This is a genomic window from Nitratireductor pacificus pht-3B, from assembly GCF_000300335.1.
Classification (GTDB): domain Bacteria; phylum Pseudomonadota; class Alphaproteobacteria; order Rhizobiales; family Rhizobiaceae; genus Nitratireductor; species Nitratireductor pacificus.
This window is the reverse complement of the sequence record NZ_AMRM01000003.1, coordinates 69,601-93,181: the sequence shown is the minus strand read 5'-3', so window position 1 is coordinate 93,181 and position 23,581 is coordinate 69,601. Positions and strand designations below refer to the sequence as shown.

Below are 23,581 nucleotides of genomic sequence, written 5' to 3'. Positions count from 1 at the left end.
GGCCAGGCGGTGTTCCGCATGCCGCCCTCGTGGCTCGAAAAGTTCACCACGAGGGCGGGAACAACGCTCGTTCCGCCTACAGCGGATGCCGGATCGTTCCGCGCGCCAGGCGCCGCCTGCGCCCCGCATGGAGCTGCCAGAGGGAGTGCGTCACCAGCGCGACGATGAGGATCGTTCCGCCGACCAGCGTCGCGCGGCTCGGCACCTCGGAGAAGATCAGCCAGACCCAGACAGGCGCAAGCACGGTTTCGAGCAGATAGAACATCGCCACCTCCGGTCCCGAAATGTACTTTGGCCCGTTGGCGAGGCAGAAGAACGAGATCGGCATGATCACCGCGCCGTTGAAGATGATCCACCATGGCGCCTCGACGCGGTAGCCGGTCTTGACGGTCATCACGGCCGCCACGGCGCAGGGCAGGGCGACCGCGACGAGTGCCGCGAAGCCCATGTCACGCCCGCTCTTGCGGGTGATCGTGATGGCGATCGCCAGGAGGAGCGCGGAGGTCAGTGCCATCATGTCGCCGAAGAAATGTCCGGCGCCGATGCCGCCGCGGACGATGATCAGCACGCCGACCAGCATGACGCCCATGGCGATCAGCGTCGCGGGCGCCGGTCGCTCCAGCAGAAAGAGCCATGAGAGAAGCGCTGCGAACATCGAGTTGAAGGCAAGGATGAAGACCAGGTTGGCGGTCGAGGTGTTGTAGACGGCGGTCATGAAGGAGAGCGCGGACAAGGCGTAGAGCGCGCCGACGACAAGCCCGGCACGGCCCGGAATGAGTGGCGGCACGTTCTTCGAGACGGCGCGCCAGACGAGCCACACCGCAAGCGCCACCGTCACCGTCATGCCGCTGCGCACCATCAGGATCGGCCAGGGATCGCCGTCGGCGAGCCTGATCAGTGGAATGTCGACCGTGAGCGCCAGGCCGCCGAAGGCGGTCAGCGCCAGGCCCTTGGCGTGCGTGGAAGCGGGATCGGACACGGCTGATGGACCTCGTGAATGCGTGGGAAGAAACGGGAGGCCAGGGTGAGGACCCTACTCGACGCGGTCCCAGCCCTGCGGACCGAGATGCTCCTGCGGCTTGAAACGCACCTTATAGGCCATTTTGCGCGAACCATTGACCCAGTAGCCGAGATACACATGCGGCAGGCCGGCGGCGATGGCCCGCTGGATATGGTCGAGGATCATGAACGAGCCAAGCGATCGTTCGGCCAGCGCCGGGTTGAAGAAGGAATAGACCATCGACAGCCCGTCGCTCATCGTGTCGGTCAGCGCCACCGCCATCAGCGGTCCTTCGCCCTTGCCGGTGATGAAGCTGTCGGCGCCGCGCCGGCGATACTCGATCACCTGCGTGCCGACATGGGTGTCCTCGACCATCATGGCGTAGTCGAGCACGGTCATGTCCGACATGCCGCCCTTCTTGTGGCGCGCGTCGAGATAGGCGCGGAAGAGGGAGTATTGCTCGGTCGAGGGTTCCGCGCCATGCGCCGTTCCGATCAGGTCGGCATTCAGCTTCATGATGCGCTTCATGTTCTTCGTCGGCCTGAACTCCTGCGCCAGGATCCTTACGGAAACGCAGGCGCGGCAGGTCTCGCAGGCCGGGCGATATGCGATGTTCTGGGACCGGCGGAAGCCGCCCTGGGTCAGCAGATCGTTCATCTCCGGCGCCTTCTCACCCACCAGATGGGTGAAAACCTTACGCTCGAACTGTCCTTCCAGATAAGGGCAGGGCGAGGGGGCAGTCAGAAAGAACTGCGGCGATTGGACGGGTTGCTGCGTCATTTTTGTCGGGCATGTCTCCTGTCTCAAAGCCCATAATACCATGGCCCGACAAAAGAAAACGTCAACCAAATTATCACGACCAGCGGCATGCCGGCCTTCAGGAAGTCACGAAACGAGTAGTGGCCGGGACCCATCACCATCAGATTGGTCTGGTAGCCGATGGGGGTGGCGAAGGAGCAGTTGGCCGCGAAGATGGTCGCCGCGATGAACGCCTCGGGCGGCGCGCCGATGGCCGACGCGATGCCGAGGCCGATCGGCGTGAACAGCACGGCAGTCGCATTGTTGGAGAGAAAATTGGTCAGGATCGCCACGACGGCGAAATAGCCCGACAGGATGATCGCCGGGCTTTGCCCGTCGAGAAGCGCCACCGTGCCGTCGGCGATCAGGCTCGCGCCGCCCGTGCGTTCCAGCGCCGTCGCCGCGGCGATGGCCGAGCCGACCAGCAGGAAGATCTGCCGGTCGAAGGCGCGGCCGGCCTGCGCCAGTGTCAGGCAGCCCGTGGCGATCATCGCGAATGCGCCGGCGATGGCCGTCGCGACGATGGGGGCGAGATCGAGGGCGGCGGTCACGACGATGCCGGCGAAGATGGTGAAGGCGATCCACGCCTTACGCCGCTGCGGCACCGGCTCCGCCGACCATTCGAGCACCAGCAGGTCGTGGCTTTCGCGCAGATCCTCGAAGGCGCGGTCGGTGCCGCCGATCAGGATCGTGTCGCCGGGCTCCAGCCGGATCTCGGCGACGGGCGTGCGTCCCATCCGGCTCTTGCGCTGCACGCCGAGCATGTGCACGCCGTGCTCGGTCTCGATGCCGGCGTTGCGGATCGTTCGCCCGGCATGGCGCGAGCCCGGCGGGATGACGGCCTCGGCGATGTGATAGTCCGGCCCGACAGCCGCCGCCGCGCCGGCTTCCGGGTTGCTGATGTGCCCGACGGCGCCCTGCGACAGCGCCTGGGTGAAGGCGCGTCGCGTCGCGGTGACCATCAGCCGGTCGCCCTGGGAAAGCACCACATTCTCGAACGGCGGATGGAAGCTCATGCCGCGTCGCACGATCAGCCGCGGCGTCAGGTCGCCAAGCCCCTGGAACAGCCCCGCCTTCGAGGCCTTGCCGATGAAGGGATGGCCGGGGCCGATGCGGATCTCGCCGATGAACTGGGTGCCGGACTGCACCTGGCGGAAATTCTTCTCGTTGCTGGAATCGCGCAGGATGCGGGGCATCGCGAGCAGCACGTAGACGGCGCCGGCGGCCGCCAGGATGATGCCGGGCACGGTGATGTCGAAGAATCCCATGCCGATGCCGGCCTTGGCGGCGACGCCGGCGACGAGCAGGTTGGTCGACGAGCCGATCAGCGTCGTCATGCCGCCGAGAATGGTCATGAAGGAGAGCGGCATCAGCGCCTTGGAGACGGGGAAATTTCGCTGGGCGGCGAAGACGATGAGCACCGGGATGAAGATCACCACCACGGGCGTATTGTTGAGGAAGGCACTGAGCGTTGCCGCCGTTATCAACGTGATCCAGATTGTCCGCGTGCTGGAGCCGCCGGCCGATTTGGCGAGGATGCGGGCCGGCTTGTCGAGGGCGTCGGTGGCGAACAGGCCCTGTCCGACGATCAGCAGCGCAAGAACGGTGGCGAGCGCCGGATTGGCGAAGCCCAGAAGCAGCTCTTCCGCCTGCAGGCCGCCGCCGCCGTCATAGGGGAGCAGCGCGAACAGGGCGAGAAATGCGACGAGGCTCCCCATCGCCACCAGTTCGAGCGTGAAACGCTCGCTGACATAGGCAGCAACGGTCAGGGCAATGATCGCGTAGGTCGCCCAGAGATGGAAATCCGCCATTCAGCCCCCGCCGCCAAAACCGTCCCGGCAGGCTGCGTCGCTCGCCCGCTTCTCGATGCCAGAGCATAAGCCCCCTCATGCGCGCCGCAAGCACGGATTTGCCTGCAGGGCCCCGATGTCGGCAATCGGCGCATGGCAAAGCCGCATCGGCGGAAACAGATTTCCAGCCCGATGCAGGGGGTGGCCGGACACGCGGCGTTGGTGCGTCCGGCCGGGAAGGCTCAGTCCTGCCGGGTCATGACCGTGTCGAGCAGGCGGTCGTGAACCGTCTGCTTGCGCGCCAGGAACAGCGGGGCGAGCAGGGTCAGCGGCGTGAAGAGGGCATTGAGCGCAAAGAACAGAAGCCAGTGGGCGGCCGCATAGGTCGGGGCGATGGGCTTGCCGTCGAGCCGCCGCAGGCGCAGCGACATGATCCGCATGCCGAGCGTCGCCTGCATCTTCCCCCCAAGGGTCCGCACGACATAGGCGAGCGTGGCCGCCAGGGTGAGCAGCAGGGCGATGTAGCGGGCCAGCCCATACGGCGTGTTCTCGTGTATGGCGCGCATGGGATCGGCCGCAGAGCCGCTGCGCATGCTGGCGGCGGGAATCCGCACCGCCGTCAGGTCTTCGAAGAGGATGGTCATCAGAACGACCAGGGTCAGACCGACAATCGCAAAGAGGGCATAGTCGAAGATGAAGGCTGCGACGCGTCTTGTCCGCACCCATTCCAGCGATGGTTTCGTGGTTTTCTTCGCTCCGGCATCGGCCGTCGCCGCAGCCCGCTTGCCTCGGACGGAGGACTCGTTCTTGGTCGTCGTCATGGGTTCACTCGCTTGTGGTCGGCTATGCCCACCCGGGCGAGTGATAGCAATGAACGTCAGTTACGTATACGTATAGTATATAGCGTAGTTAAAGAGTAAACATTGAGCAAAGCCGGGCCGGCTTTCAGGAAGCGCGGACGACCACGGTGCCGAGCAGCAGGTCGTGCACCGTGCGCTTGTGGTCGAGGAACAGCGTGGCGAGCAGGATCAGCGGCGTCAGGATCGCGTTGCCGGCCCAGAACAGAACCGTGTGCACGACGGCGAGCAGGGGATCGACCGTGCCGCCATCCATGCGCGCCAGCCTGATGTCCATCATCTGCATGCCCCATGTCGCCTGCCTGCTGCCGCCGAGAGTGGCGGCCACGTAGAACAGTGCCGTCAGGGGGACGAGGATACCGAACAGCAGCCAGCCGAGGCCGAATGTGAGGATGCCCAGGAGCGCGACGACGATCCCGACCGGGATGACCATCAGGCCGATCAGCAGATAGTCTATCACGAAGGCCACCATGCGGCGGGTACGCACGCCGCTGTAGAGCCGGTGGTCTTCATCCGCCCTGGTCATGATCTCGCCATCGAGGATCCGGCCGCTCATCAGCGCTGCTCCATTTTCGGTTCACGTGGAACTGAAATGGGATGTTTACGCTAAACTTCAAGCCGCGCGGCGAAATTTCACAGGCGCTCGGCGACCTCGGGGGCAAAATAGGTGAGGATCCCGTCGCAGCCGGCCCGCTTGAACGCCAGCAGGCTTTCCATCATCGCCTTCTCGCCGTCGATCCAGCCATTGGTCGCCGCCGCCTTGATCATCGAATACTCGCCCGACACCTGATAGGCGAAGGTCGGCATGGCGAAGGAATCTTTCAGTCGGCGCACGATGTCGAGATAGGGCAATCCCGGCTTGACCATCAGCATGTCGGCGCCCTCCGCCAGATCCTGCTCGGCTTCGCGCAGCGCCTCGTCCGTGTTCGCGGGATCGAGATAGTAGGTCTTCTTGTCGCCCTTGAGCAGCCCGCCCGTGCCGATCGCCTCGCGATAGGGGCCGTAGAAGGCCGATGCGAACTTTGTCGCATAGGACATGATCGCCACATGCTGGAAACCGTGGTTGTCGAGCGCGTCGCGGATCGCGCCGACGCGGCCGTCCATCATGTCCGACGGCGCGATGATGTCGGCGCCGGCGATCGCCTGGCCGACGGCGGCGGCGGCGATCTGCGAAACGGTCTCGTCGTTGACGATCTCGCCATCGCGCAGGATGCCGTCATGCCCGTGGCTGGTGAAGGGATCGAGCGCCACGTCGGTGATGATGCCGATCTCCGGCACCGCCGCCTTGATGGCGCGGGTGGCCCGGTTGATGAGATTGTCGGCATCGAGACTGTGCGAGCCGGTCTCATCGCGTCGTGCCTGGTCGATGTTGGGGAAGGTGGCGATGGCCGGAATGCCGAGGCGCGCCATGCGCTCGGCCTGCTTCACCGCCAGATCGACGCTGTAGCGGGAGACGCCCGGCATGGCGGCGACCGGCTCCTCGCGGTTCTCGCCCTCGATGAGGAACAGCGGCCAGATCAGATCATCGACCGTGAGGCGGTTTTCCTGGACCAGACGGCGCGACCAGTCGGCCTTGCGCATGCGCCGGAGGCGGCGTCCGCCGGTGATCTCGTCGACGCTCCTTTCCGTCGCGGCCGGAGCGAAGGGTGCGGCTTGCGCGGCGCCGACGGTGCGGCTGAACTTGTTCACGGCTTCGTCTCCAGATTGTCCGCCCAGATCGTCCAATTGTCTATCATGCGGCCGGTTGGGCACCAAGCCTCTCGGAAAGTGTCCTGTGGTCGCAGCCGATTGCGCCATTGACGGGCCAGCATTGCGCCAATAATCACCTTGGGGTGGTTGCTTGTGGGTCAGCTTCGGGAGGATGCCTTGGACGTGGATTTCGGTGGCGCCGACGATATCCTTTTCGAACGTTCGGGCCATGCCGGAATTGTCACCCTCAACCGCCCGGCCGCGCTGAACGCCGTCAACCACCGCATGGTCCGGGCGCTCACGAGGGCGCTCGCTGCCTGGGAGGCCGACGCGGCGGTTCGCCTCGTCGTCATCCGGGCCGAGGGCAGGGCCTTTTCCGCCGGCGGCGACATCCTCGACATCTATGAGGCCGGCCGCGCCGGCGACCCGCCCTTCGATTTCTTCGCCGACGAATACCGGCTGAACGCGGCGATCGCCCGGTTCCCGAAACCCTATGTGGCGCTGATCAACGGCATCGTGATGGGCGGCGGGGTCGGCGTGTCGTTCCATGGATCGCACCGCGTGATGACCGGGAACGCCGTCTTCGCCATGCCGGAAGTGGGGATCGGATTCTTCCCGGATGTCGGTGGAAGCCACTTCCTGTCGCGTCTGCCCGGCGGTTTCGGCCTCTATCTGGCGCTGACCGGCAACAGGATCCGCCACGGCGATGCCTGCGCCTTCGGGCTGGCCACTCATTCAGTGCCGGCGGACGATCTGCCGGCCCTCCTGCGCAGGCTCTGCGAGACCGGCGATGCCGACGCCTCCTTGGCCGTCGACGCCCGTGCCGTGGCGGCGGAGACCGAGGATGCCGTCATGGACGCCATTGCCCGTCACTTCGCGCATGACACGCTGGACGGGGTGCTCGGCTCCCTTGCAGCCGATGGCGGCGAATGGGCGAACGCCATGCATGCGACACTGATGGCGCGCTCGCCGACCAGCCTGCGGGTGACGTTCCGGCAGATCCGCACCGGGGCAACGCTGACGATGGACGATTGCATGCGCATGGAGTTCCGCATTCTCAGCAGAATGCTGGTGGGCCATGATTTCTACGAAGGCATTCGCGCCGCCATCATCGACAAGAAGAGCACACCGCACTGGCGGCCTGCGGCTCTCGACGCGGTGGCGCAGGCCGATGTCGACGCCTATTTCGCACCGCCCGCCGGAGGAGACCTGTCGCTGCAATGAAGGACGAGTGGGGGGGCATAGCCACGGCGCGGCCATCGCAACTAGAGGGCGCCTATCACTGGTTTCACCGGCTGATCGCGCTTGCCTGCCTGGCGATGGGCATCTTCTACTGGGTGCGGCTTCTCGGTGTCTATCCGGGCCTTCTGTGGCGCTTCGACCTGATGCCGATACACTGGCAGGTCGCCTGCCTCGTGCTCGCCGTGCTTTATCCCTTCGCCGCCGTCGGCCTCTGGCTTCTGGCGTCCTGGGGGCCGGTGATCTGGTTTTTGTGCGCCGGCGGCGAGATCGCCATGTTCGGGCCGTTCGCCGCATATTTCGGCCAGCGGAACGGCCTTTTGGCCTTCCATGTGCTCGTCGCCGCGATCTATGTCGCGTTCCGCGTGACGATGCATCTGCGCAAGCGGCGCGCGGCCGTCTAGGCCGGGACCCGTCGCATGCCGTGATATCTCGGCCGTTCTTTCCTCAAATGCTTCCTTGCGGGTTTACCGGCTGTTAGCCGTATTCCCAAGGTGCCACCTCGTAAGACGTTGTTAAGCCTGGCGTTTAAGTCGAATTTTAGAGGCATTCGATAGGGTTGGGGCAAGGTGAGACAAAAAAACAAGTCACCGGCGTCAAACGAGAGGCTACTGTAATGATTAACTCGCGACCCGCGGCGAAGAGTGCCGCTACGAATGACGAACGCAACGATGCGCTGCGTTCCCTTTATCTTGAATCGCTTCAGCTCGTCGAGCGGCTCCACCGCCGTTTGCTTGATGTCATCAAGGACGAGTTCGAGCGCAACGGACGCAGCGACATCAATGCCATCCAGGCCTTGCTGCTGTTCAACATCGGCAATTCGGAACTGACGGCGGGAGAGCTGCGCACCCGCGGCTACTATCTCGGTTCCAACGTGTCGTACAATCTGAAGAAGCTTGTCGATCTCGGCTTCGTCAATCATCAGCGCTCGCGTGTCGACCGTCGGTCGGTGCGCATCAGCCTGACGGCGAAAGGCGCCGAGGTCGCCAAGGTGGTGTCCGGTCTGTATTCGCGCCACATCGGCTCGATCGAGCAGGTCGGCGGCATCAGCGCTGAGGAATTCAGCCAGATGAACCGGGCGTTGCAGCGGCTCGACCGCTTCTGGAACGACACCATCGCTTACCGCATGTAGTCTCACCTTTTTCATCACCTGGCTGCGCGCCGGTGCGCAGTCCCGATCGAAGGCCGGCGTGGCGGGACGCCGGCCTTCACTTATTCGTTATCGCGTTTGCGGTGACGCAAGGTCACGCTAAGGTCATAATCCGGTGGAATTTGGGGTGTGAAGGCCGCAACGCCGGTGTCGGTGCCGAAAACAGGGTTTGCGGATTCTTAACGGAGAGGCGGCATTGTCCGTCGATGTGATCGCCTTTCCATGTGATCGCCAGGAGCCTCGCAGGAGGCCGCCAGCCTAGAGAGTTCGGAAACGCATGAAGACAAACCGCCGCACCTTCCTGACCGGTGTCAGCGCTGCCGCAGCGACAGCGTTCTCGGGCGCCGCCGGCGCCCAGACCGTCATCGAGGACATCATCCGCTCGCCGCGCAGGGGCGCCTGGGGCGACCAGTTCGATGCCCGCGCCAGCCAGGGCGGCAAGGTCGCGTCGAACCTCCCGATCTTCAGCCCCGAGACGGTGTCCTACATCGAGCGGGCCATCCTCGATTATTCGAACATCGTCGGCCAGGGCGGCTGGCAGCGCGTCCCCGACACCAAGAAGCTGGAACTCGGCGTGTCGGATCCCGATGTGGAGACGCTGCGCCGCCGCCTGATGGTGTCCGGCGACCTGTCGCAGCGCGCCGGCATGTCGCAGGCGTTCGATTCCTATGTCGATGCGGCCCTGAAGCGCTTCCAGGCGCGGCACGGTCTCCCCGCGGACGGCGTGACCGGGCGCTACACATATTCGGCGCTGAACGTTCCGGCCGCCGTCCGGCTCGGCCAGCTCGAGACCAATCTGGTGCGTCTGCGCGCCATCGCGGGCAATCTCGAGGACCGCTATGTCGCGGTGAACATTCCGGCCGCCGAAATCGAGGCGGTGGAGCGCGGGCGCGTGGCGCTGCGCCACACGGCGATTGTCGGCAAGGTCGATCGCCAGACGCCGATCCTCGATTCGAAGATCAACGAGATCATCATCAATCCCTACTGGAACGCGCCGGCCTCGATCGTCCGCAAGGACATCATTCCGCTGATGCGCAAGAATCCGAGCTACCTCACGGACAACAACATCCGCCTGATCGCGCCCGACGGCAGCGAGGTCGATCCGCTCAACGTCGACTGGTCGACGGACGACGCGGAAAAGTACCGCTTCCGCCAGGATCCGGGCAAGATCAACGCCATGGCGTCGATCAAGATCAATTTCCCGAACACCCATGCCGTCTACATGCACGACACGCCGCAGCAGGGCCTGTTCCGCGATCTTGACCGGTTCTACTCCTCCGGCTGCGTGCGGGTGCAGAACGTGCGCGACCTCGTCACCTGGATCCTGAAGAACACCGATGGCTGGAACCGCCGGCGCATCGAGCAGACCATCCAGACCGATCAGGACGTGCGGATTGCCGTGGCCGATCCCGTTCCGGTTCACTTCACCTATGTTTCCGCCTGGTCGACGGGCGACGGCGTGGTGCATTTCCGCGACGACATCTATGGCCGCGACGGGGCCAGCGAGTTGCAGATCTCGACGGCGCTCTGACCCGCCAACTGGTCGAGGCCTGTCGCAGCCGTCCGGCAACGGGCGGCTGCTTTCTTTGGCGGAAAAAATTTTCCCGGCTACGGTGTCCTTTGAAATGATGCGCGTCGCTATCATTCAGATGAATCCATTGAATGCGACATGCATTAGGCGTGGTGACCCGCATGGAAAGATGCTAGAGGCCGCACTTCGCCACTTGATCCACCGCGCAAGGGGGTAAACCCGCCATGGCAATAGCAACCGCCGCCGTCTCCGGCGACGCCGATCCCTTCTTCAACCGGTCCCTCGAGGACAGCGATGCGGAGATTTTTGCAGCGATCCGCCAGGAACTCGGCCGCCAGCGCCATGAGATCGAGCTGATCGCCTCGGAAAACATCGTTTCGCGCGCCGTCATGGAAGCGCAGGGCACGGTGCTGACCAACAAATATGCGGAAGGTTATCCGGGCAAGCGGTACTATGGCGGTTGCCAGTATGTGGATATCGTCGAGGAACTGGCGATCGAGCGCGCCAAGAAGCTGTTCGGCTGCGCCTTTGCCAACGTCCAGCCGAACTCCGGCAGCCAGATGAACCAGGCCGTGTTCCTGGCTCTGCTGGAGCCGGGCGACAGCTTCATGGGCCTCGACCTCAATTCCGGCGGCCATCTGACGCACGGTTCGCCCGTCAACATGTCGGGAAAATGGTTCAACCCGATCTCCTACGGCGTGCGCAAGGACGACCACCTGCTCGACATGGACGAGGTCGAGCGGCTTGCCAGGGAACACAAGCCGAAGCTTATCCTCGCCGGCGGAACCGCCTATTCGCGCGTCTGGGACTGGAAGCGTTTCCGCGAGATCGCCGACGAGGTCGGTGCCTGGCTGATGGTCGACATGGCCCACATTGCCGGCCTGGTGGCCGGCGGCCAGCATCCGTCGCCGCTGCCGCATGCCCATGTGGTGACGACCACGACGCACAAGTCGCTGCGCGGCCCGCGCGGCGGCATGATCCTCACCAATGACGAGGCGCTGGCGAAGAAGTTCAACTCGGCCGTCTTCCCCGGCCTGCAGGGCGGCCCGCTGATGCATGTCATCGCCGCCAAGGCGGTGGCGCTCGGCGAGGCGCTTGAGCCGGACTTCAAGTCCTATGCGCGCGACGTGGTGGCGAATGCCCGCGCGCTGGCGGAGAGCCTGAAGGAGACCGGTCTCGACATCGTCTCGGGCGGCACCGACAACCATCTGATGCTGGTCGACCTGCGTCCCAAGAACGCCACGGGCAAGCGCGCCGAGGCGGCGCTCGGCCGGGCCAATATCACCTGCAACAAGAACGGCATCCCGTTCGACCCAGAAAAGCCCTTCGTCACCTCCGGCATCCGCCTCGGCACGCCGGCCGGTACGACGCGCGGCTTCGGCACCGCCGAGTTCCGCGAGATCGGCAAGCTGATCGCCGAGGTTCTGGACGGGCTGAAGATTGCCAATTCGGACGAGGGCAATGCCGGCGTCGAGGCCGCGGTCAAGGCCAAGGTCGTCGCTCTCACGGAGCGCTTCCCGCTTTACCCCTATCTGGGGTAAGCCTGTTGCGGGGCGGATTCGCCCCGCAACACGATTGCTGAAAGGCCAAGATGCGCTGTCCCTATTGCCAGTCCGAAGACACGCAGGTGAAGGATTCCCGCCCCGCCGAAGACGGGGTGGCGATCCGCCGCCGGCGCGCCTGTCCCGATTGCGGCGGGCGCTTCACCACCTTCGAGCGGATCCAACTCCGCGACCTGGTGGTGATCAAGAAGACCGGCCGCAAGGTGCCCTTCGACCGCGACAAGCTGATGCGCTCCTTCGACATCGCGCTGAGGAAGCGCAATGTCGAGCCGGGGCGCGTCGAGCGGGCGGTGAGCGGGATCGTTCGCCAGCTCGAGAACTCCGGCGAGACCGAGGTTGCCGCCGACGATATCGGCCTCCTGGTGATGGAAGCGCTGAAGGCGCTCGATGACGTCGCCTATGTGCGCTTTGCCTCGGTCTACCGTAACTTCCGTGAGGCCAAGGACTTTCAGGACGTGCTCGGAGAGCTGAAGGGCAAAGAGGACTAGCATGGCCGCCGCCGGATCAGCGAACGAGGCCGATCGGCGCTTCATGGCCGCGGCCATCCGTCTGTCGCGGCGTCATCTGGGCCTGACCGACACGAATCCTTCCGTCGCGACGCTGATCGTCCGCGACGATGGCGACGGCCCGCGCATCGTCGGACGCGGCGTGACCGCCATCGGCGGGCGGCCGCATGCCGAGGCCGCGGCGCTGGCGGAGGCGGGTGCTGCCGCGCGTGGCGCCACCGCCTATGTGACGCTCGAACCCTGCGCCCACCACGGCCGCACGCCTCCCTGCGCCAATGCGCTCGTTTCCTCGGGCATCGCCCGCGTGGTGGGCGCCGCCGCCGACCCCGATCCGCGCGTCAACGGCAAGGGCTACGCCATCCTGCGCGAGGCCGGGATCGAGGTGGTCGAGGGCGTTCTGGCCGACGAAGCCGCCGACCTGATGCGCGGCTATCTCATGCGGTCGGAGAAGAAACGCCCCGAAGTGATTCTCAAGCTTGCCGTTTCCGCCGACGGCATGATCGGCCGGAGGGACAGTGCGCCGGGCAAGGGGCAGGTCGCCATCACCGGCGCGGTCGCCCGCCGCCAGGTGCACATGATGCGTGCCGAAAGCGACGCGATCCTTGTCGGCATCGGCACGGCGCTCGCCGACGATCCGTCGCTGACCTGCCGCCTGCCAGGCCTCGAGCAGCGCTCGCCGATCCGCATCGTGCTCGACCGCGACATGCGGCTGCCGGCCGGTTCGGTGCTGGTGCGCTCGGCGCGCGATGTGCCGCTGCTCGTCACCATCGCCAGCGATTGCCCCTCGGCGCGGCGCGCCGAGCTGGCCGAAGCCGGCGTGAGTTTTCTCGCCGTGGACGTCCACGAGGGGCACATCGCCCTGCCTGAACTGCTCGACGACCTTGCCGCGCGCGGCGTCGCGACGCTGATGGTGGAGGGCGGCGCCTATACGGCGCGGGCCTTCTGGAACGAGGGACTGGTGGATCGGCTCGCCCTGTTCTCCGGCCCGGCCGAGATCGGCGCTGGCGGGATTGCCTCGCCGATCGACCCTGCCGATACCCCGCAGGGCTTCCGCCTGCTGCGCGAGGCGCGCTTTGGCGCCGATCTCTATCGCGAATTCGTAAGGAGCGCCTGATGTTCACCGGCATTGTCACGGATGTGGGTACGGTACAGTCGCTGACGCCGCGCGACGAGGGCGTGCTGCTGCGCATCGAGACCAGTTACGATCCGGCCTCCATCGCCATCGGCGCGTCGATCGCCTGCGCCGGCGTCTGCCTGACGGTCGTGGCGCTGCCGGAGGAGGGCGCCAATGCCCGCTGGTTCGAGGTGGAGGCGTGGGAAGAGGCCCTGCGGCTGACGACCGCTTCCGACTGGCAGGGGGGTCGGCGCATCAATCTCGAGCGCGCCCTGAAGGTCGGCGACGAGCTCGGCGGCCACATCGTCTCCGGCCATGTCGACGGAACGGCGCGCATCGTGGCGCGGACGGACGAGGGGGAGGCGGTGCGCTTCGTGCTCGAAGCGCCGCGCGAACTGGCGAAGTTCATCGCGCCGAAAGGGTCCGTCGCGCTCGACGGCACGTCGCTCACGGTCAACCGCGTCGACGGCAACCGCTTCGACGTTCTCCTGATCCATCATTCGCTGGCGGTCACCACCTGGGGCGAGCGCGCGGTCGGCGATATGGTCAATATCGAGATCGACACCATGGCGCGCTATGCCGCGCGTCTTGCGGACGCCGCCAAAGAGGCTTAAGGCAGCGCTTCCCTTTGTGATGGTTCCGTGCGGAGTAAGTTCATGGCCGATGCGCGCCCCTTGAGGCTGTTGATCGTCGAAGCCCGTTTCTATGATCATCTGGCCGACGGCCTACTGGCGGGCGCCAAGAAGGCGCTCGACGAGGCCGGCGCCGCCTATGACGTAGTGACGGTGCCGGGCGCGCTGGAGGTCCCCGCGGCCATCGCCTTCGCGGCATCCGGAAACGGCGGCCCCGTCTATCATGGCTACGTGGCGCTCGGTTGCGTCATCCGGGGCGAAACCTATCATTTCGACGTGGTCGCCAACGAATCGGCGCGCGCCCTGATGGATCTGGCCGCGCAGAAATCGCTGGCCATCGGCAATGGCATCCTGACGGTCGAGAACGAGGCGCAGGCGCTGGCCCGCATCGAGCGCAGCGAGGGAACGACCGGCGAGAGCATGGGCAAGGGACATTTCGCCGCGACGGCGGCACTGACGATGATCGCGCTGAAACAGCGCTTTGGAGCCTGACGTGAAAGCACCGAGCGAGGAAGGCCCGCGAACGGCCAACAAGCGTGGCGCCGCACGGCTGGCTGCCGTCCAGGCCCTGTATCAGATGGACGTCGCAGGCACGGGCCTCCTGGAGACGACCGCCGAATACGAGCTGTTCAGGCTCGGCAAGGAGATCGACGGCGAGCTCTACCGCGACGCCGATCCGCAATGGTTCCGCGCCATCCTGGCGGGCGTCGTCGAGGACCAGAAGGTGATCGACCCGGTCATCCGCCAGTCGCTGACCGACGACTGGCCGCTGTCGCGCCTCGATTCGACCCTGCGCGCGATCCTGCGGGCCGGCACCTATGAATTGACGCGGCGCAGGGACGTGCCTGTCGCCGTCATCGTCTCGGAATATGTGGACATCGCCAAGGCCTTCTACACCGAGGACGAGCCGAAGCTGGTCAATGCGGTGCTCGACCGGGTCGCCCGGCGCGCCCGCGACGAGGGCAGGGGAAAGGACCGGACGTGACCGAGACCCGCGGGGACCTGTATCGGGAGGCCAAGCGCACGGCGCTGGTGCTGGCGGCCGCGCAGGCCGTGGTCGGTTCCGCCGCTCCCGTCGCGATCTCCATGGGCGGTCTTGCCGGCTTCTACCTTCTCGGCAGCGACAAGTCGCTGGCGACGGCGCCAGTCACGGGCTTTAATGTCGGGATCGCGCTCGGCGCGCTGCCCGCCGCCGCCCTGATGCGCGTCATCGGCCGCCGCAACGGCTTCATGTCGGGCGCGCTGGTCACCGCCGCCGGCGGCTTCGTCTCGGCACTCGCGCTGTTCCAGATGAATTTCTGGCTGTTCGCCATCGGCTTGCTGGTGGTGGGCTGCGGCAACTCCTTCCTGCAGCAGTACCGCTTCGCCGCCGCCGACAACGCGCCGGCCGACTTCAAGCCGCGCGCCATCTCCTGGGTGCTGGGCGGCGGCGTCTTCGCGGCCATCATCGGGCCGCAGATGGTGATCCATACGCGCGAACTGTTCGCGCCGGTGATGTTCGCCGGCGCCTTTGCGTCGATCATCCTGCTCGGCGCCGTCGGCGCCATCATCCTGTCCTTCCTGCGGCTGCCCAGGGAAGCGCCCGCCGCGCAGCTCGACGATCACGTGCCGGCGCGGCCGCTCTCGACCATCATCACGCAGCCGCGTTTTCTCGTGGCGCTTGTATGCGGCGTCGCTTCCTATGCGCTGATGAGCTTCGTCATGACCGGCGCGCCGCTCGCCATGGTCGGCTGCGGCTTCAGCGAGGACGAGGCGACGCTCGGCATTTCCTGGCACGTCATGGCCATGTTCGCCCCGAGCTTCATCACCGGCCGTCTGATCGCCCGTTTCGGGGCCGAATCCATCGTCGCCGTGGGCCTGCTGTTGCTGATCGGCTGCGCGGCGGTGGCACTGTCCGGCATCGCGCTGTGGCAGTTCTGGACCGCGCTGATCCTTCTGGGCGTCGGCTGGAACTTCGGTTTCATCGGTGCCACCTCGATGGTCGCGGGATGCTACCACTCCTCCGAGAAGAACGCCGTTCAGGGCGTGCACGACTTCCTGCTGTTCTCGACGACGGCCTTCGCATCGCTGATGTCGGGCCAGGTCTACAACGCCTATGGCTGGGATATGCTGGCCTGGATCGTCGTGCCGGTGGCCCTGACCTGCCTGGTCGCTCTGGGCATCCTGACCCTGAGCGCCCGCGCCCGCCAGGCCGCCTGAACCGGCGAAAGCCGGGCAAATCCCAGAACAAGTCCTTGACGTTGCGTCACGGCTTCGCCCAAGCTGCGACAATAAGGCCGGGAGGGGCGCGAATGCCGACGGCCTTTTTCATGGTGACCCGGGAGGGGTTTGGGATCGGGGCGGATCGATCGAACGGGATCGTGAGGTCCGGTCCGCAATCGCGGGTCGAACTCAAGGGATAGATCGGCAATGACAATGCTTTACTTCGTCATCGCCTGCGGTGTGCTCTCTGTTCTCTATGCCATCTGGGCAACCCAGTCGGTGCTGGCCGCCGACCAGGGCAATGCACGCATGCAGGAAATCGCCGGCGCCATCCGAGAGGGTGCGCAGGCCTATTTGACAAGACAGTATACGACCGTAGCCATCGTCGGGGTGGTGGTGTTCCTTCTTGCCTGGTGGCTTCTGACCGGCGTGGCCGCGATCGGCTTCCTGATCGGCGCCGTGCTTTCGGCGGCGGCCGGCTTCATCGGCATGCACGTCTCCGTCCGCGCCAATGTGCGCACGGCGCAGGCGGCTTCCAACAGCCTGGCCGCCGGCCTCGACATCGCCTTCAAGTCGGGCGCCATCACCGGCCTTCTGGTGGCCGGTCTCGCTCTGCTCGGCGTGTCGGTCTATTTCTGGGTTCTGACCGCGATGCTCGGCCACGGGCCGACCGACCGCACGGTGATCGACGCCCTGGTGGCGCTCGGCTTCGGCGCGTCATTGATCTCGATCTTCGCCCGCCTCGGCGGCGGCATCTTCACCAAGGGTGCCGATGTCGGTGGCGATCTGGTTGGCAAGGTTGAAGCCGGCATTCCCGAGGACGACCCGCGCAACCCGGCCACCATCGCCGACAATGTCGGCGACAATGTCGGCGACTGCGCTGGCATGGCGGCCGATCTGTTCGAGACCTATGTGGTGACGGTCGTGGCGACCATGGTGCTCGCCTCGATCTTCTTCACCGGCGCGACCGCCTTGACGCTCATGCTGTTCCCGCTGGTCATCGGCGCTGCCTGCGTGATCACATCGATCATCGGCACGTTCTTCGTCAAGCTTGGCTCCAACAACTCCATCATGGGAGCTCTCTACAAGGGCTTCTGGGCGACGGCGGTGCTGTCGGTCGTGGCGCTCGCAGCGATCGTCTGGGGCTGGCTCGGCGCCGCCACCAGCTTCACCGCCAGCAACGGCACGAGCTTCACCGGATCGACCCTGTTCTGGTGCGGCGTCGTCGGCTTGGCGGTCACTGGGCTGATCATCTGGATCACCGAGTACTATACGGGCGTCGGCTATCGCCCGGTCCGCTCGATCAGCCAGGCATCCGTGACGGGCCACGGCACGAACGTCATCCAGGGCCTGGCCGTCTCGCTGGAGGCAACGGCGCTTCCGGCGGTCGTCATCATCGCCGGCATCATCGTGTCGTTCAATCTGGCCGGCCTGTTCGGCATTGCCATCGCGGTGACGACGATGCTGGCGCTGGCCGGCATGGTAGTGGCGCTCGACGCTTTCGGTCCGGTGACCGACAATGCCGGCGGCATCGCCGAGATGGCGGACCTGCCGCCGGAAGTGCGCAAGACCACCGACGCGCTCGACGCCGTCGGCAACACGACCAAGGCGGTCACCAAGGGCTACGCCATCGGCTCTGCCGGTCTCGGCGCCCTGGTGCTGTTCGCCGCCTATACGGAGGATCTGAAGTTCTTCGCCGCCAATGCGGCGCCGGGCTCCTTCTTCGAGGGCGTGTCGGTCGATTTCGCCCTGTCCAACCCCTATGTGGTGGTCGGCCTGCTGTTCGGCGGCCTGTTGCCGTTCCTGTTCGGCGGCCTGTCGATGACCGCGGTCGGCCGTGCCGGCGGCGCCATCGTGCAGGAGGTTCGGCGCCAGTTCCGCGAGAAGCCGGGCATCATGGAAGGCAAGGAGAAGCCGGACTATGGCCGCGCCGTCGACCTTCTGACGCGGGCCGCGATCAAGGAGATGATCGTGCCCTCGCTGCTGCCGGTGCTTTCGCCGCTGGTCGTGTTCGGGGTCATCAACGCGATCGCCGGCAAGAGCCAGGCCTTCTCGGCGCTCGGCGCGATGTTGCTCGGCGTCATCGTCACGGGCCTGTTCGTCGCCATCTCCATGACTGCCGGCGGCGGCGCCTGGGACAACGCGAAGAAGTCCTTCGAGGACGGTTTCGTCGATGCCGACGGTGTCAGGCACGAGAAGGGGTCGGAAGCGCACAAGGCTTCCGTCACCGGCGATACGGTCGGCGACCCCTACAAGGATACGGCGGGTCCTGCCGTCAATCCGATGATCAAGATCACCAACATCATGGCCCTGCTGCTTCTGGCGGTGCTGGCCCACTGATCGTCGGCTGATCCCTCGACATAAAGAAAGCCCGCGAGCGCGATGCTCGCGGGCTTTCTGTTGCCTGAGATTCCTGCGGGGCGGCTACTGGCCGCCGCCGAAAAGGCCCGAGGGCGGGCCGCCCTTTGAGGCGCCGGCCAGGATCTGGCCGATGAATGATTGTTCCTTGCCGCCCGTCGGCGTGGTGCGCGAGATGAAGTCGAACACCTTGCCGTCGGCAAGCCCGTAATTGGCGATCTTGGCGACGCGCTCGTCCGCGCCGAAATAGACTGCCAGGACCCGCTGATCGACGAGGCGCGGCCGCATGAAGGCGGCGTTGCGAACCCGCTTCTGCGAAATGTAGTAGAACGCCTCGTTGTCGAAGGTCGCCGTCGTCGACGGCGAACCGAGCGCCAGGAGAACCTGCTCGCGGCTGGAGCCTTCCGGCACCAGCTCGATGGCCTGCTCGTCGATGACGTAGCCCTGCGTCAAGGTTTCGCGGGCATCGAGCGTCTTGCCCACGTTGCAGCCCGATACGGCCGCCGCTGCGCCGGCGATGCCCAAGGCTAAAATCGTGCGCCCGACAGGAATAGTGTTGATTTTTCTCACCTGCAACGACATCTCCATAACGTCCCCGGCGCCCGGCCTTTCTGCTGAAAGTCCTTGTTCCCGCCGGCAAAACGGGTAAACCAGCTGACGCGCCGATGCAACCTGATCCTGTTCCAAACCAGCCCCGAGGGAGGGCGTTTCCCATGTTCCAGAGGCTGTTCGGCTTTGGGCAGCGTTCGCGCCGCGCGGTCATCGACGCCTTGTATGGACGAATCGTGGCAGCGTCGCGGCAGCCTGTGTTCTACGCCGACATGCAGGTTCCCGACACGCCGCTTGGCCGTTTCGAGATGATCGCCCTGCACATGATTCTCTTCCTGCGCCGGGTGCGCGAGGAAGAAGGTGCCGCGCGCGACATCGCCCAGGAGCTGACGGACCTGTTCTTCTCCGATGTCGAGCACGCCATCCGCGAGCTGGGGATCGGCGATATGGGCGTGCCGAAGCGTATCAAGAAGCTGGCGCGCATGTTCTATGGCCGGGCCGCCGCCTACAGCGAAGCGCTGGATGCCGACGACAGCGCCGCGCTCGCGGCGGCGCTGGCGCGCAATGTCCGGCCTGACTTGGCAGGCTGGGAAGGACAGGGTGCGCTTGCCGCCTATGCCGCGAACGCTGCCGGGTCGCTCGAGGGCCAGCTTGTTGAGCGCCTGCTGGCCGGCGATGTATCCTTTCCCGACGCCGCGGCGGAGGGACGAGCAGAATGACGGCAAGACATCAGACCAGCCCGGTTTCGTTCCGGATCAATGTCCATCGCCTGCCGCAGAAGGGAATGCCGGTCGCGATCGAGGCGGATGCGGCGGCGCGTGCGGCACTGGCCGAAGCGCACGATCTTCTGTCGGTGGAGCGCTTCCATGCGGAACTCATGGTCCGTCAATGGAAGAACAGCGGGGTACGCATTACCGGAACGCTGCGCGCCGACATCACCCAGTCCTGCGTGGTGACGCTTGATCCGCTGCCGGCGGGCATCGAGGAGAACCTCGGCGCGACCCTCGTGCCCGAAGGATCCCGACTGGCGCGCAACGACATCGAGGGGGGCGAGTTCGTTCTCGATGCGGAAGGCCCCGATCTGCCGGAAACCTTCAGCGGCGACACCATCGATGTCGGCGCCCTGGTGGAGGAATTCTTCTCGCTCGCCATCGACCCCTATCCGCGCAAGCCCGGCTCCGCCGTCGAGGCGTCTGCTGATTCGGAACCGGCGGTTGAGGAGACCGGTCCGCTGTTCGAGGGGCTGCGCAAGCTGGGACAAAAATCCTGAATCGCCGCCGGTATGGCGAATCGAGGTTGTGCAGCCGGGTAAAAACGCTATTTTCCCCGCACATTTCGAGCCGCCGCCGGCGTTCGGACAACCATTGAGGCACATGACGCGTGGTACGCATTTCGATTGACGCTATGGGCGGGGATCACGGTCCCGAGGTCACGTTGCGTGGCCTGGCCAAGGTGATCGAGCGGCGGCCCGATGCCCGCTTCGCGATTTATGGCCGTGAGGAGACGGTCCTGCCCGTCCTCAACGCAATTCCTTCCCTGCGCGAGGTCAGCGAGTTCACCCACTGCGACGTTGCCGTGCGCATGGACGACAGGCCCAGCCAGGCCCTGCGTCAGGGGCGCTGGAAGTCGTCCATGTGGCGCGCCATCGAGGCGGTCAAGAACGGCGACGCGGACGTCTGCGTGTCGGCCGGCAACACCGGGGCGCTGATGGCGATGTCGAAATTCTGCCTGCGCACCATGGCGGATATCGAGCGGCCGGCCATCGCCGCCATCTGGCCGACCATCCGCGGCGAGACCATCGTCCTCGACGTGGGGGCGACCATCGGCGCGGACGCGCAGCAGCTCGTCGATTTCTCGATCCTCGGCGCGGCCATGGCCAGCGCCGTGTTCGACCTGGACAAGCCCTCGGTCGGCCTGCTGAATGTCGGCGTCGAGGAGATCAAGGGCCAGGAAGAGGTCAAGGAGGCCGGTCGGATGCTGCGCGAGGCGGCGCTCGGCTCGATGCGCTACGAAGGCTTCGTCGAGGGCGACGATATCGGCAAGGGCAGCGTCGATGTGGTGGTGACCGAGGGCTTCGCCGGCAACATCGCCCTGAAATCCGCCGAGGGCACGGCGCGACAGATCGCCACCTATCTGCGGGAGGCCATGAGCCGCACGCTGATGGCGCGCATCGGCTATGTGTTCGCGCGTGCCGCCTTCCAACGCCTCGGCGAGAAGATGGACGTGCGCAAGATCAATGGCGGCGTCTTCCTCGGCCTCAACGGGATCATCGTGAAAAGCCATGGCGGGGCGGACGCGGAAGGCTTCGCCGCTGCTGTCGAACTGGGCTATGAGATGGTGCGGAGCCGCCTTCTGGAGAAGACGCGCGCCACGCTCGACCTGTACCATGCCCGTACGCCGCAATCGCCGGCCGGCATGGCCGCCGTGAATGAATAGGACATTGTAATGATCAGATCCGTCGTGCGTGGCATCGGCTCGTCCCTGCCGCGACGCATCATGAAGAATGCGGAATTCGAGAAGCTCGTCGATACCACGGACGAGTGGATCGTCCAGCGCACGGGCATCCGCCAGCGCCACATCGCCTCTGAGGACGAGACGACGGCGTCCCTCGGCGAGGCCGCCGCCCGCCGCGCGCTCGACGATGCCGGCCTGACGCCCGACGACATCGACATGATCATCCTGGCCACGTCGACACCGAACAACACGTTTCCGGCCACCGCGGTGGAGATCCAGGAGCGGCTCGGCATGCGGCACGGCTACGCCTTCGACATGCAGGCGGTCTGTTCCGGCTTCGTCTACGCCATCACCACCGCCGACCTCTATCTGCGCGGCGGCCAGGCGCGGCGGATGCTGGTGATCGGCTCCGAGACCTTCTCGCGCATCCTCGACTGGAACGACCGGACCACCTGCGTCCTGTTCGGCGATGGTGCCGGCGCCGTGGTCGTGGAAGCGGCGGAAGGCGAGGGCGGCCTTGCCGATCGCGGCATCCTTGCCGCCAGCCTGCGCTCGGACGGCACTCAGCGCGACAAGCTCTATGTGGACGGCGGTCCCTCGACCACCTGCACGGTGGGTCACCTGCGCATGCAGGGGCGCGAGGTCTTCAAGCATGCGGTCGGCATGATCACCGACGTGGTCGAGGACGTTTTCGCAAAGGCGGGGATCACCGCCGACGACATCGACTGGTTCGTGCCGCATCAGGCCAACAAGCGCATCATCGACGCCTCTGCAAAGAAACTCGGCATCGCCGACGAGAAGGTCGTCATCACCGTCGACCTGCACGGCAACACCTCGGCCGCCTCCGTGCCGCTGGCGCTGACGGCGGGCGTCGAGCGCGGGCAGATCAAGAAGGGCGATCTGGTGCTTCTGGAGGCGATGGGCGGCGGATTCACCTGGGGCGCGGTTCTGGTGCGCTGGTAGCCGCAACAATCAAAGCGCATCCGTTCTTGACCGTTGCAAAGCAATTTATGTAACGTCAGCGCCGCGTATTGAAAGCATAAAGTTTTTTCAGCAAATGGATGGGTAAGCCCGATGGGGGGAAAGACACTGACGCGCGCCGAACTGGCGGAAGCCGTTTATCGGAAAGTCGGCCTGTCACGAACCGAATCCGCCCAACTGGTTGAAATGGTCCTGCAGGAAGTCTGCGACGCCGTCGTTCGCGGCGAGACCGTCAAGCTCTCCTCCTTCGCCACCTTCCAGGTCCGCAGCAAGAACGAGCGGGTCGGCCGCAACCCGAAGACCGGCGAGGAAGTGCCGATCCTGCCGCGCCGGGTGATGACCTTCAAGGCGTCGAACGTTCTGAAGGAACGCATTCTCAAGGCACACCAGGCGCGCCGCATCAGCAAGAGTGCCTGACGGCGACGCGGCTGTGCATCGTTCCGCCGTCCGGTTTTTCCTCGGCCGTCAACTGCATTAGACTGACGAATCAGCAGCGCTTCCGTCTGCCCCGAAGGCGTGGAGGTGCTTGGCCCGGTCGCTCCGTATCCCGGTGCGGCGCGACGCCCAATGGAGATGCGCCAGCGATGGACAAAAGCCCCGATGCCTTCCGCACCATCAGCGAAGCGGCCGAGGAACTGGACCTGCCGCAGCATGTCCTGCGCTTCTGGGAAACGCGCTTTGCGCAGATCAAGCCGCTGAAGCGCGGCGGCGGCCGCCGCTACTATCGTCCGCAGGACATCGACCTGATCAAGGGTATCCGCCACATGCTCTACGAGCAGGGTTACACGATCAAGGGTGTCCAGAAGCTGCTGCGCGACAACGGCAACCAGTTCATCGTCGCCGTCGGCCGCGGCGACGTGGCGGCCGTCGAGGCCATCACCCAGAGCAAGCAGGCCGAGGCCGAGCGCTCGGTTTCCGACGACGGGGTTCTTGTCGGGACGCCGAAGGTGAAGCCGAACAAGCGGTTCTTCGGCCTTTCGCGCGGCGAGACGGAGGGACCGGTCGCCGCCGACAGCGCCAGCCTGTCGCGCGACAACCGCGCTTTGCTGCAGGAAGCCCTGTTCGATCTGCTCGAATGCAAGCGGCTGCTCGACCAGGTCCGCTAGATAATCGCGCTGGCGCGAATTTGCGCTTGCGCGAACCGGTCCGAGACGACTTCCCTTGCACCG

At 65.6% G+C, this 23,581-nt stretch carries 25 protein-coding genes; 18 read left to right on the top strand and 7 right to left on the bottom strand.

Annotated features, from left to right (window positions below):
* Positions 1-76 precede the first annotated feature (76 nt).
* The 6 genes from NA2_RS03470 to hemB all read right to left on the bottom strand — a co-directional run bounded on the left by NA2_RS03470 (position 77) and on the right by hemB (position 6,134).
* Positions 77-979 carry a DMT family transporter gene (locus tag NA2_RS03470; RefSeq protein ID WP_008594227.1) on the bottom strand — a complete coding sequence of 301 codons (903 nt, stop codon included), beginning with the start codon at positions 977-979 and terminating at the stop codon, positions 77-79.
* Between the two features lie 54 nt (positions 980-1,033).
* The gene (locus NA2_RS03465) at positions 1,034-1,780 is read right to left on the bottom strand and encodes an arginyltransferase (protein ID WP_008594225.1); all 747 of its coding nucleotides are present in this window, start codon (positions 1,778-1,780) and stop codon (positions 1,034-1,036) included.
* Positions 1,781-1,803: 23 nt separating this feature from the next.
* Positions 1,804-3,609, bottom strand: a complete 1,806-nt coding sequence (locus NA2_RS03460) for an SLC13 family permease (RefSeq protein ID WP_008594223.1) — start codon at positions 3,607-3,609, stop codon at positions 1,804-1,806.
* 221 nt (positions 3,610-3,830) lie between these two features.
* Positions 3,831-4,409 (bottom strand): RDD family protein, encoded by a 579-nt coding sequence (locus NA2_RS03455; RefSeq protein ID WP_008594222.1) that lies wholly within the window; start codon positions 4,407-4,409, stop codon positions 3,831-3,833.
* Positions 4,410-4,533: 124 nt separating this feature from the next.
* Complete coding sequence (locus NA2_RS03450) at positions 4,534-5,001, bottom strand: RDD family protein (RefSeq protein ID WP_008594220.1); 468 nt, start codon at positions 4,999-5,001, stop codon at positions 4,534-4,536.
* A 77-nt stretch (positions 5,002-5,078) separates the two neighbouring features.
* Positions 5,079-6,134: a porphobilinogen synthase gene (hemB, locus tag NA2_RS03445; protein ID WP_008594218.1), complete on the bottom strand. Its 1,056-nt coding sequence runs from the start codon at positions 6,132-6,134 to the stop codon at positions 5,079-5,081.
* Positions 6,135-6,317: 183 nt separating this feature from the next.
* Between hemB and NA2_RS03440 the strand changes: the two genes are divergently transcribed.
* The 12 genes from NA2_RS03440 to NA2_RS03385 all read left to right on the top strand — a co-directional run bounded on the left by NA2_RS03440 (position 6,318) and on the right by NA2_RS03385 (position 18,410).
* On the top strand, positions 6,318-7,358 hold the full coding sequence (locus NA2_RS03440; RefSeq protein ID WP_040676690.1) for an enoyl-CoA hydratase/isomerase family protein: 1,041 nt from the start codon (positions 6,318-6,320) through the stop codon (positions 7,356-7,358).
* On the top strand, positions 7,355-7,777 hold the full coding sequence (locus NA2_RS03435) for a DUF6163 family protein (protein ID WP_008594214.1): 423 nt from the start codon (positions 7,355-7,357) through the stop codon (positions 7,775-7,777). The genes NA2_RS03440 and NA2_RS03435 overlap by 4 nt, the downstream gene beginning before the upstream one ends.
* A 212-nt stretch (positions 7,778-7,989) precedes the next feature.
* On the top strand, positions 7,990-8,505 hold the full coding sequence (gene ldtR / locus NA2_RS03430) for a transcriptional regulator LdtR (protein ID WP_008594211.1): 516 nt from the start codon (positions 7,990-7,992) through the stop codon (positions 8,503-8,505).
* A 295-nt stretch (positions 8,506-8,800) separates the two neighbouring features.
* Positions 8,801-10,054, top strand: a complete 1,254-nt coding sequence (locus tag NA2_RS03425; protein WP_008594209.1) for a L,D-transpeptidase family protein — start codon at positions 8,801-8,803, stop codon at positions 10,052-10,054.
* A 224-nt stretch (positions 10,055-10,278) separates the two neighbouring features.
* On the top strand, positions 10,279-11,595 hold the full coding sequence (gene glyA / locus NA2_RS03420) for a serine hydroxymethyltransferase (RefSeq protein ID WP_008594208.1): 1,317 nt from the start codon (positions 10,279-10,281) through the stop codon (positions 11,593-11,595).
* A gap of 50 nt (positions 11,596-11,645) precedes the next feature.
* The gene (nrdR, locus tag NA2_RS03415; RefSeq protein WP_008594206.1) at positions 11,646-12,104 is read left to right on the top strand and encodes a transcriptional regulator NrdR; all 459 of its coding nucleotides are present in this window, start codon (positions 11,646-11,648) and stop codon (positions 12,102-12,104) included.
* 1 nt (position 12,105) lies between these two features.
* Positions 12,106-13,236, top strand: coding sequence for a bifunctional diaminohydroxyphosphoribosylaminopyrimidine deaminase/5-amino-6-(5-phosphoribosylamino)uracil reductase RibD (gene ribD, locus NA2_RS03410; RefSeq protein ID WP_008594204.1), 1,131 nt, complete (start codon positions 12,106-12,108; stop codon positions 13,234-13,236).
* On the top strand, positions 13,236-13,850 hold the full coding sequence (locus tag NA2_RS03405) for a riboflavin synthase (protein ID WP_008594201.1): 615 nt from the start codon (positions 13,236-13,238) through the stop codon (positions 13,848-13,850). Before ribD ends, NA2_RS03405 begins: the two co-directional genes overlap by 1 nt.
* A gap of 42 nt (positions 13,851-13,892) precedes the next feature.
* Complete coding sequence (gene ribH, locus NA2_RS03400; protein ID WP_008594199.1) at positions 13,893-14,360, top strand: 6,7-dimethyl-8-ribityllumazine synthase; 468 nt, start codon at positions 13,893-13,895, stop codon at positions 14,358-14,360.
* Position 14,361: 1 nt separating this feature from the next.
* Complete coding sequence (gene nusB, locus NA2_RS03395) at positions 14,362-14,853, top strand: transcription antitermination factor NusB (RefSeq protein ID WP_040676621.1); 492 nt, start codon at positions 14,362-14,364, stop codon at positions 14,851-14,853.
* The gene (locus NA2_RS03390) at positions 14,850-16,067 is read left to right on the top strand and encodes an MFS transporter (protein WP_008594195.1); all 1,218 of its coding nucleotides are present in this window, start codon (positions 14,850-14,852) and stop codon (positions 16,065-16,067) included. Before nusB ends, NA2_RS03390 begins: the two co-directional genes overlap by 4 nt.
* A gap of 210 nt (positions 16,068-16,277) precedes the next feature.
* Entirely contained in the window at positions 16,278-18,410 is a 2,133-nt protein-coding gene (locus tag NA2_RS03385) for a sodium-translocating pyrophosphatase (RefSeq protein WP_040676619.1), read from the top strand.
* An 84-nt stretch (positions 18,411-18,494) separates the two neighbouring features.
* Here NA2_RS03385 and NA2_RS03380 read toward each other — a convergent pair whose 3' ends face one another.
* Positions 18,495-19,016 (bottom strand): outer membrane protein assembly factor BamE, encoded by a 522-nt coding sequence (locus tag NA2_RS03380; protein ID WP_040676618.1) that lies wholly within the window; start codon positions 19,014-19,016, stop codon positions 18,495-18,497.
* 125 nt (positions 19,017-19,141) lie between these two features.
* Between NA2_RS03380 and NA2_RS03375 the strand changes: the two genes are divergently transcribed.
* The 6 genes from NA2_RS03375 (at position 19,142) to NA2_RS03350 (ending at position 23,518) form a co-directional block, all read left to right on the top strand.
* Positions 19,142-19,696: a ubiquinol-cytochrome C chaperone family protein gene (locus NA2_RS03375; protein ID WP_008594189.1), complete on the top strand. Its 555-nt coding sequence runs from the start codon at positions 19,142-19,144 to the stop codon at positions 19,694-19,696.
* Positions 19,693-20,247 carry a YceD family protein gene (locus NA2_RS03370; RefSeq protein WP_008594186.1) on the top strand — a complete coding sequence of 185 codons (555 nt, stop codon included), beginning with the start codon at positions 19,693-19,695 and terminating at the stop codon, positions 20,245-20,247. Before NA2_RS03375 ends, NA2_RS03370 begins: the two co-directional genes overlap by 4 nt.
* A 110-nt stretch (positions 20,248-20,357) precedes the next feature.
* A complete protein-coding gene (plsX, locus tag NA2_RS03365; RefSeq protein WP_040676616.1) occupies positions 20,358-21,413 on the top strand; it encodes a phosphate acyltransferase PlsX in 1,056 nt (351 codons plus the stop codon).
* Between the two features lie 9 nt (positions 21,414-21,422).
* Positions 21,423-22,394, top strand: a complete 972-nt coding sequence (locus NA2_RS03360) for a beta-ketoacyl-ACP synthase III (RefSeq protein WP_008594181.1) — start codon at positions 21,423-21,425, stop codon at positions 22,392-22,394.
* Positions 22,395-22,505: 111 nt separating this feature from the next.
* On the top strand, positions 22,506-22,829 hold the full coding sequence (locus NA2_RS03355; protein WP_008594179.1) for an integration host factor subunit alpha: 324 nt from the start codon (positions 22,506-22,508) through the stop codon (positions 22,827-22,829).
* Between the two features lie 167 nt (positions 22,830-22,996).
* A complete protein-coding gene (locus NA2_RS03350) occupies positions 22,997-23,518 on the top strand; it encodes a MerR family transcriptional regulator (protein WP_008594176.1) in 522 nt (173 codons plus the stop codon).
* Positions 23,519-23,581: the final 63 nt, after the last annotated feature.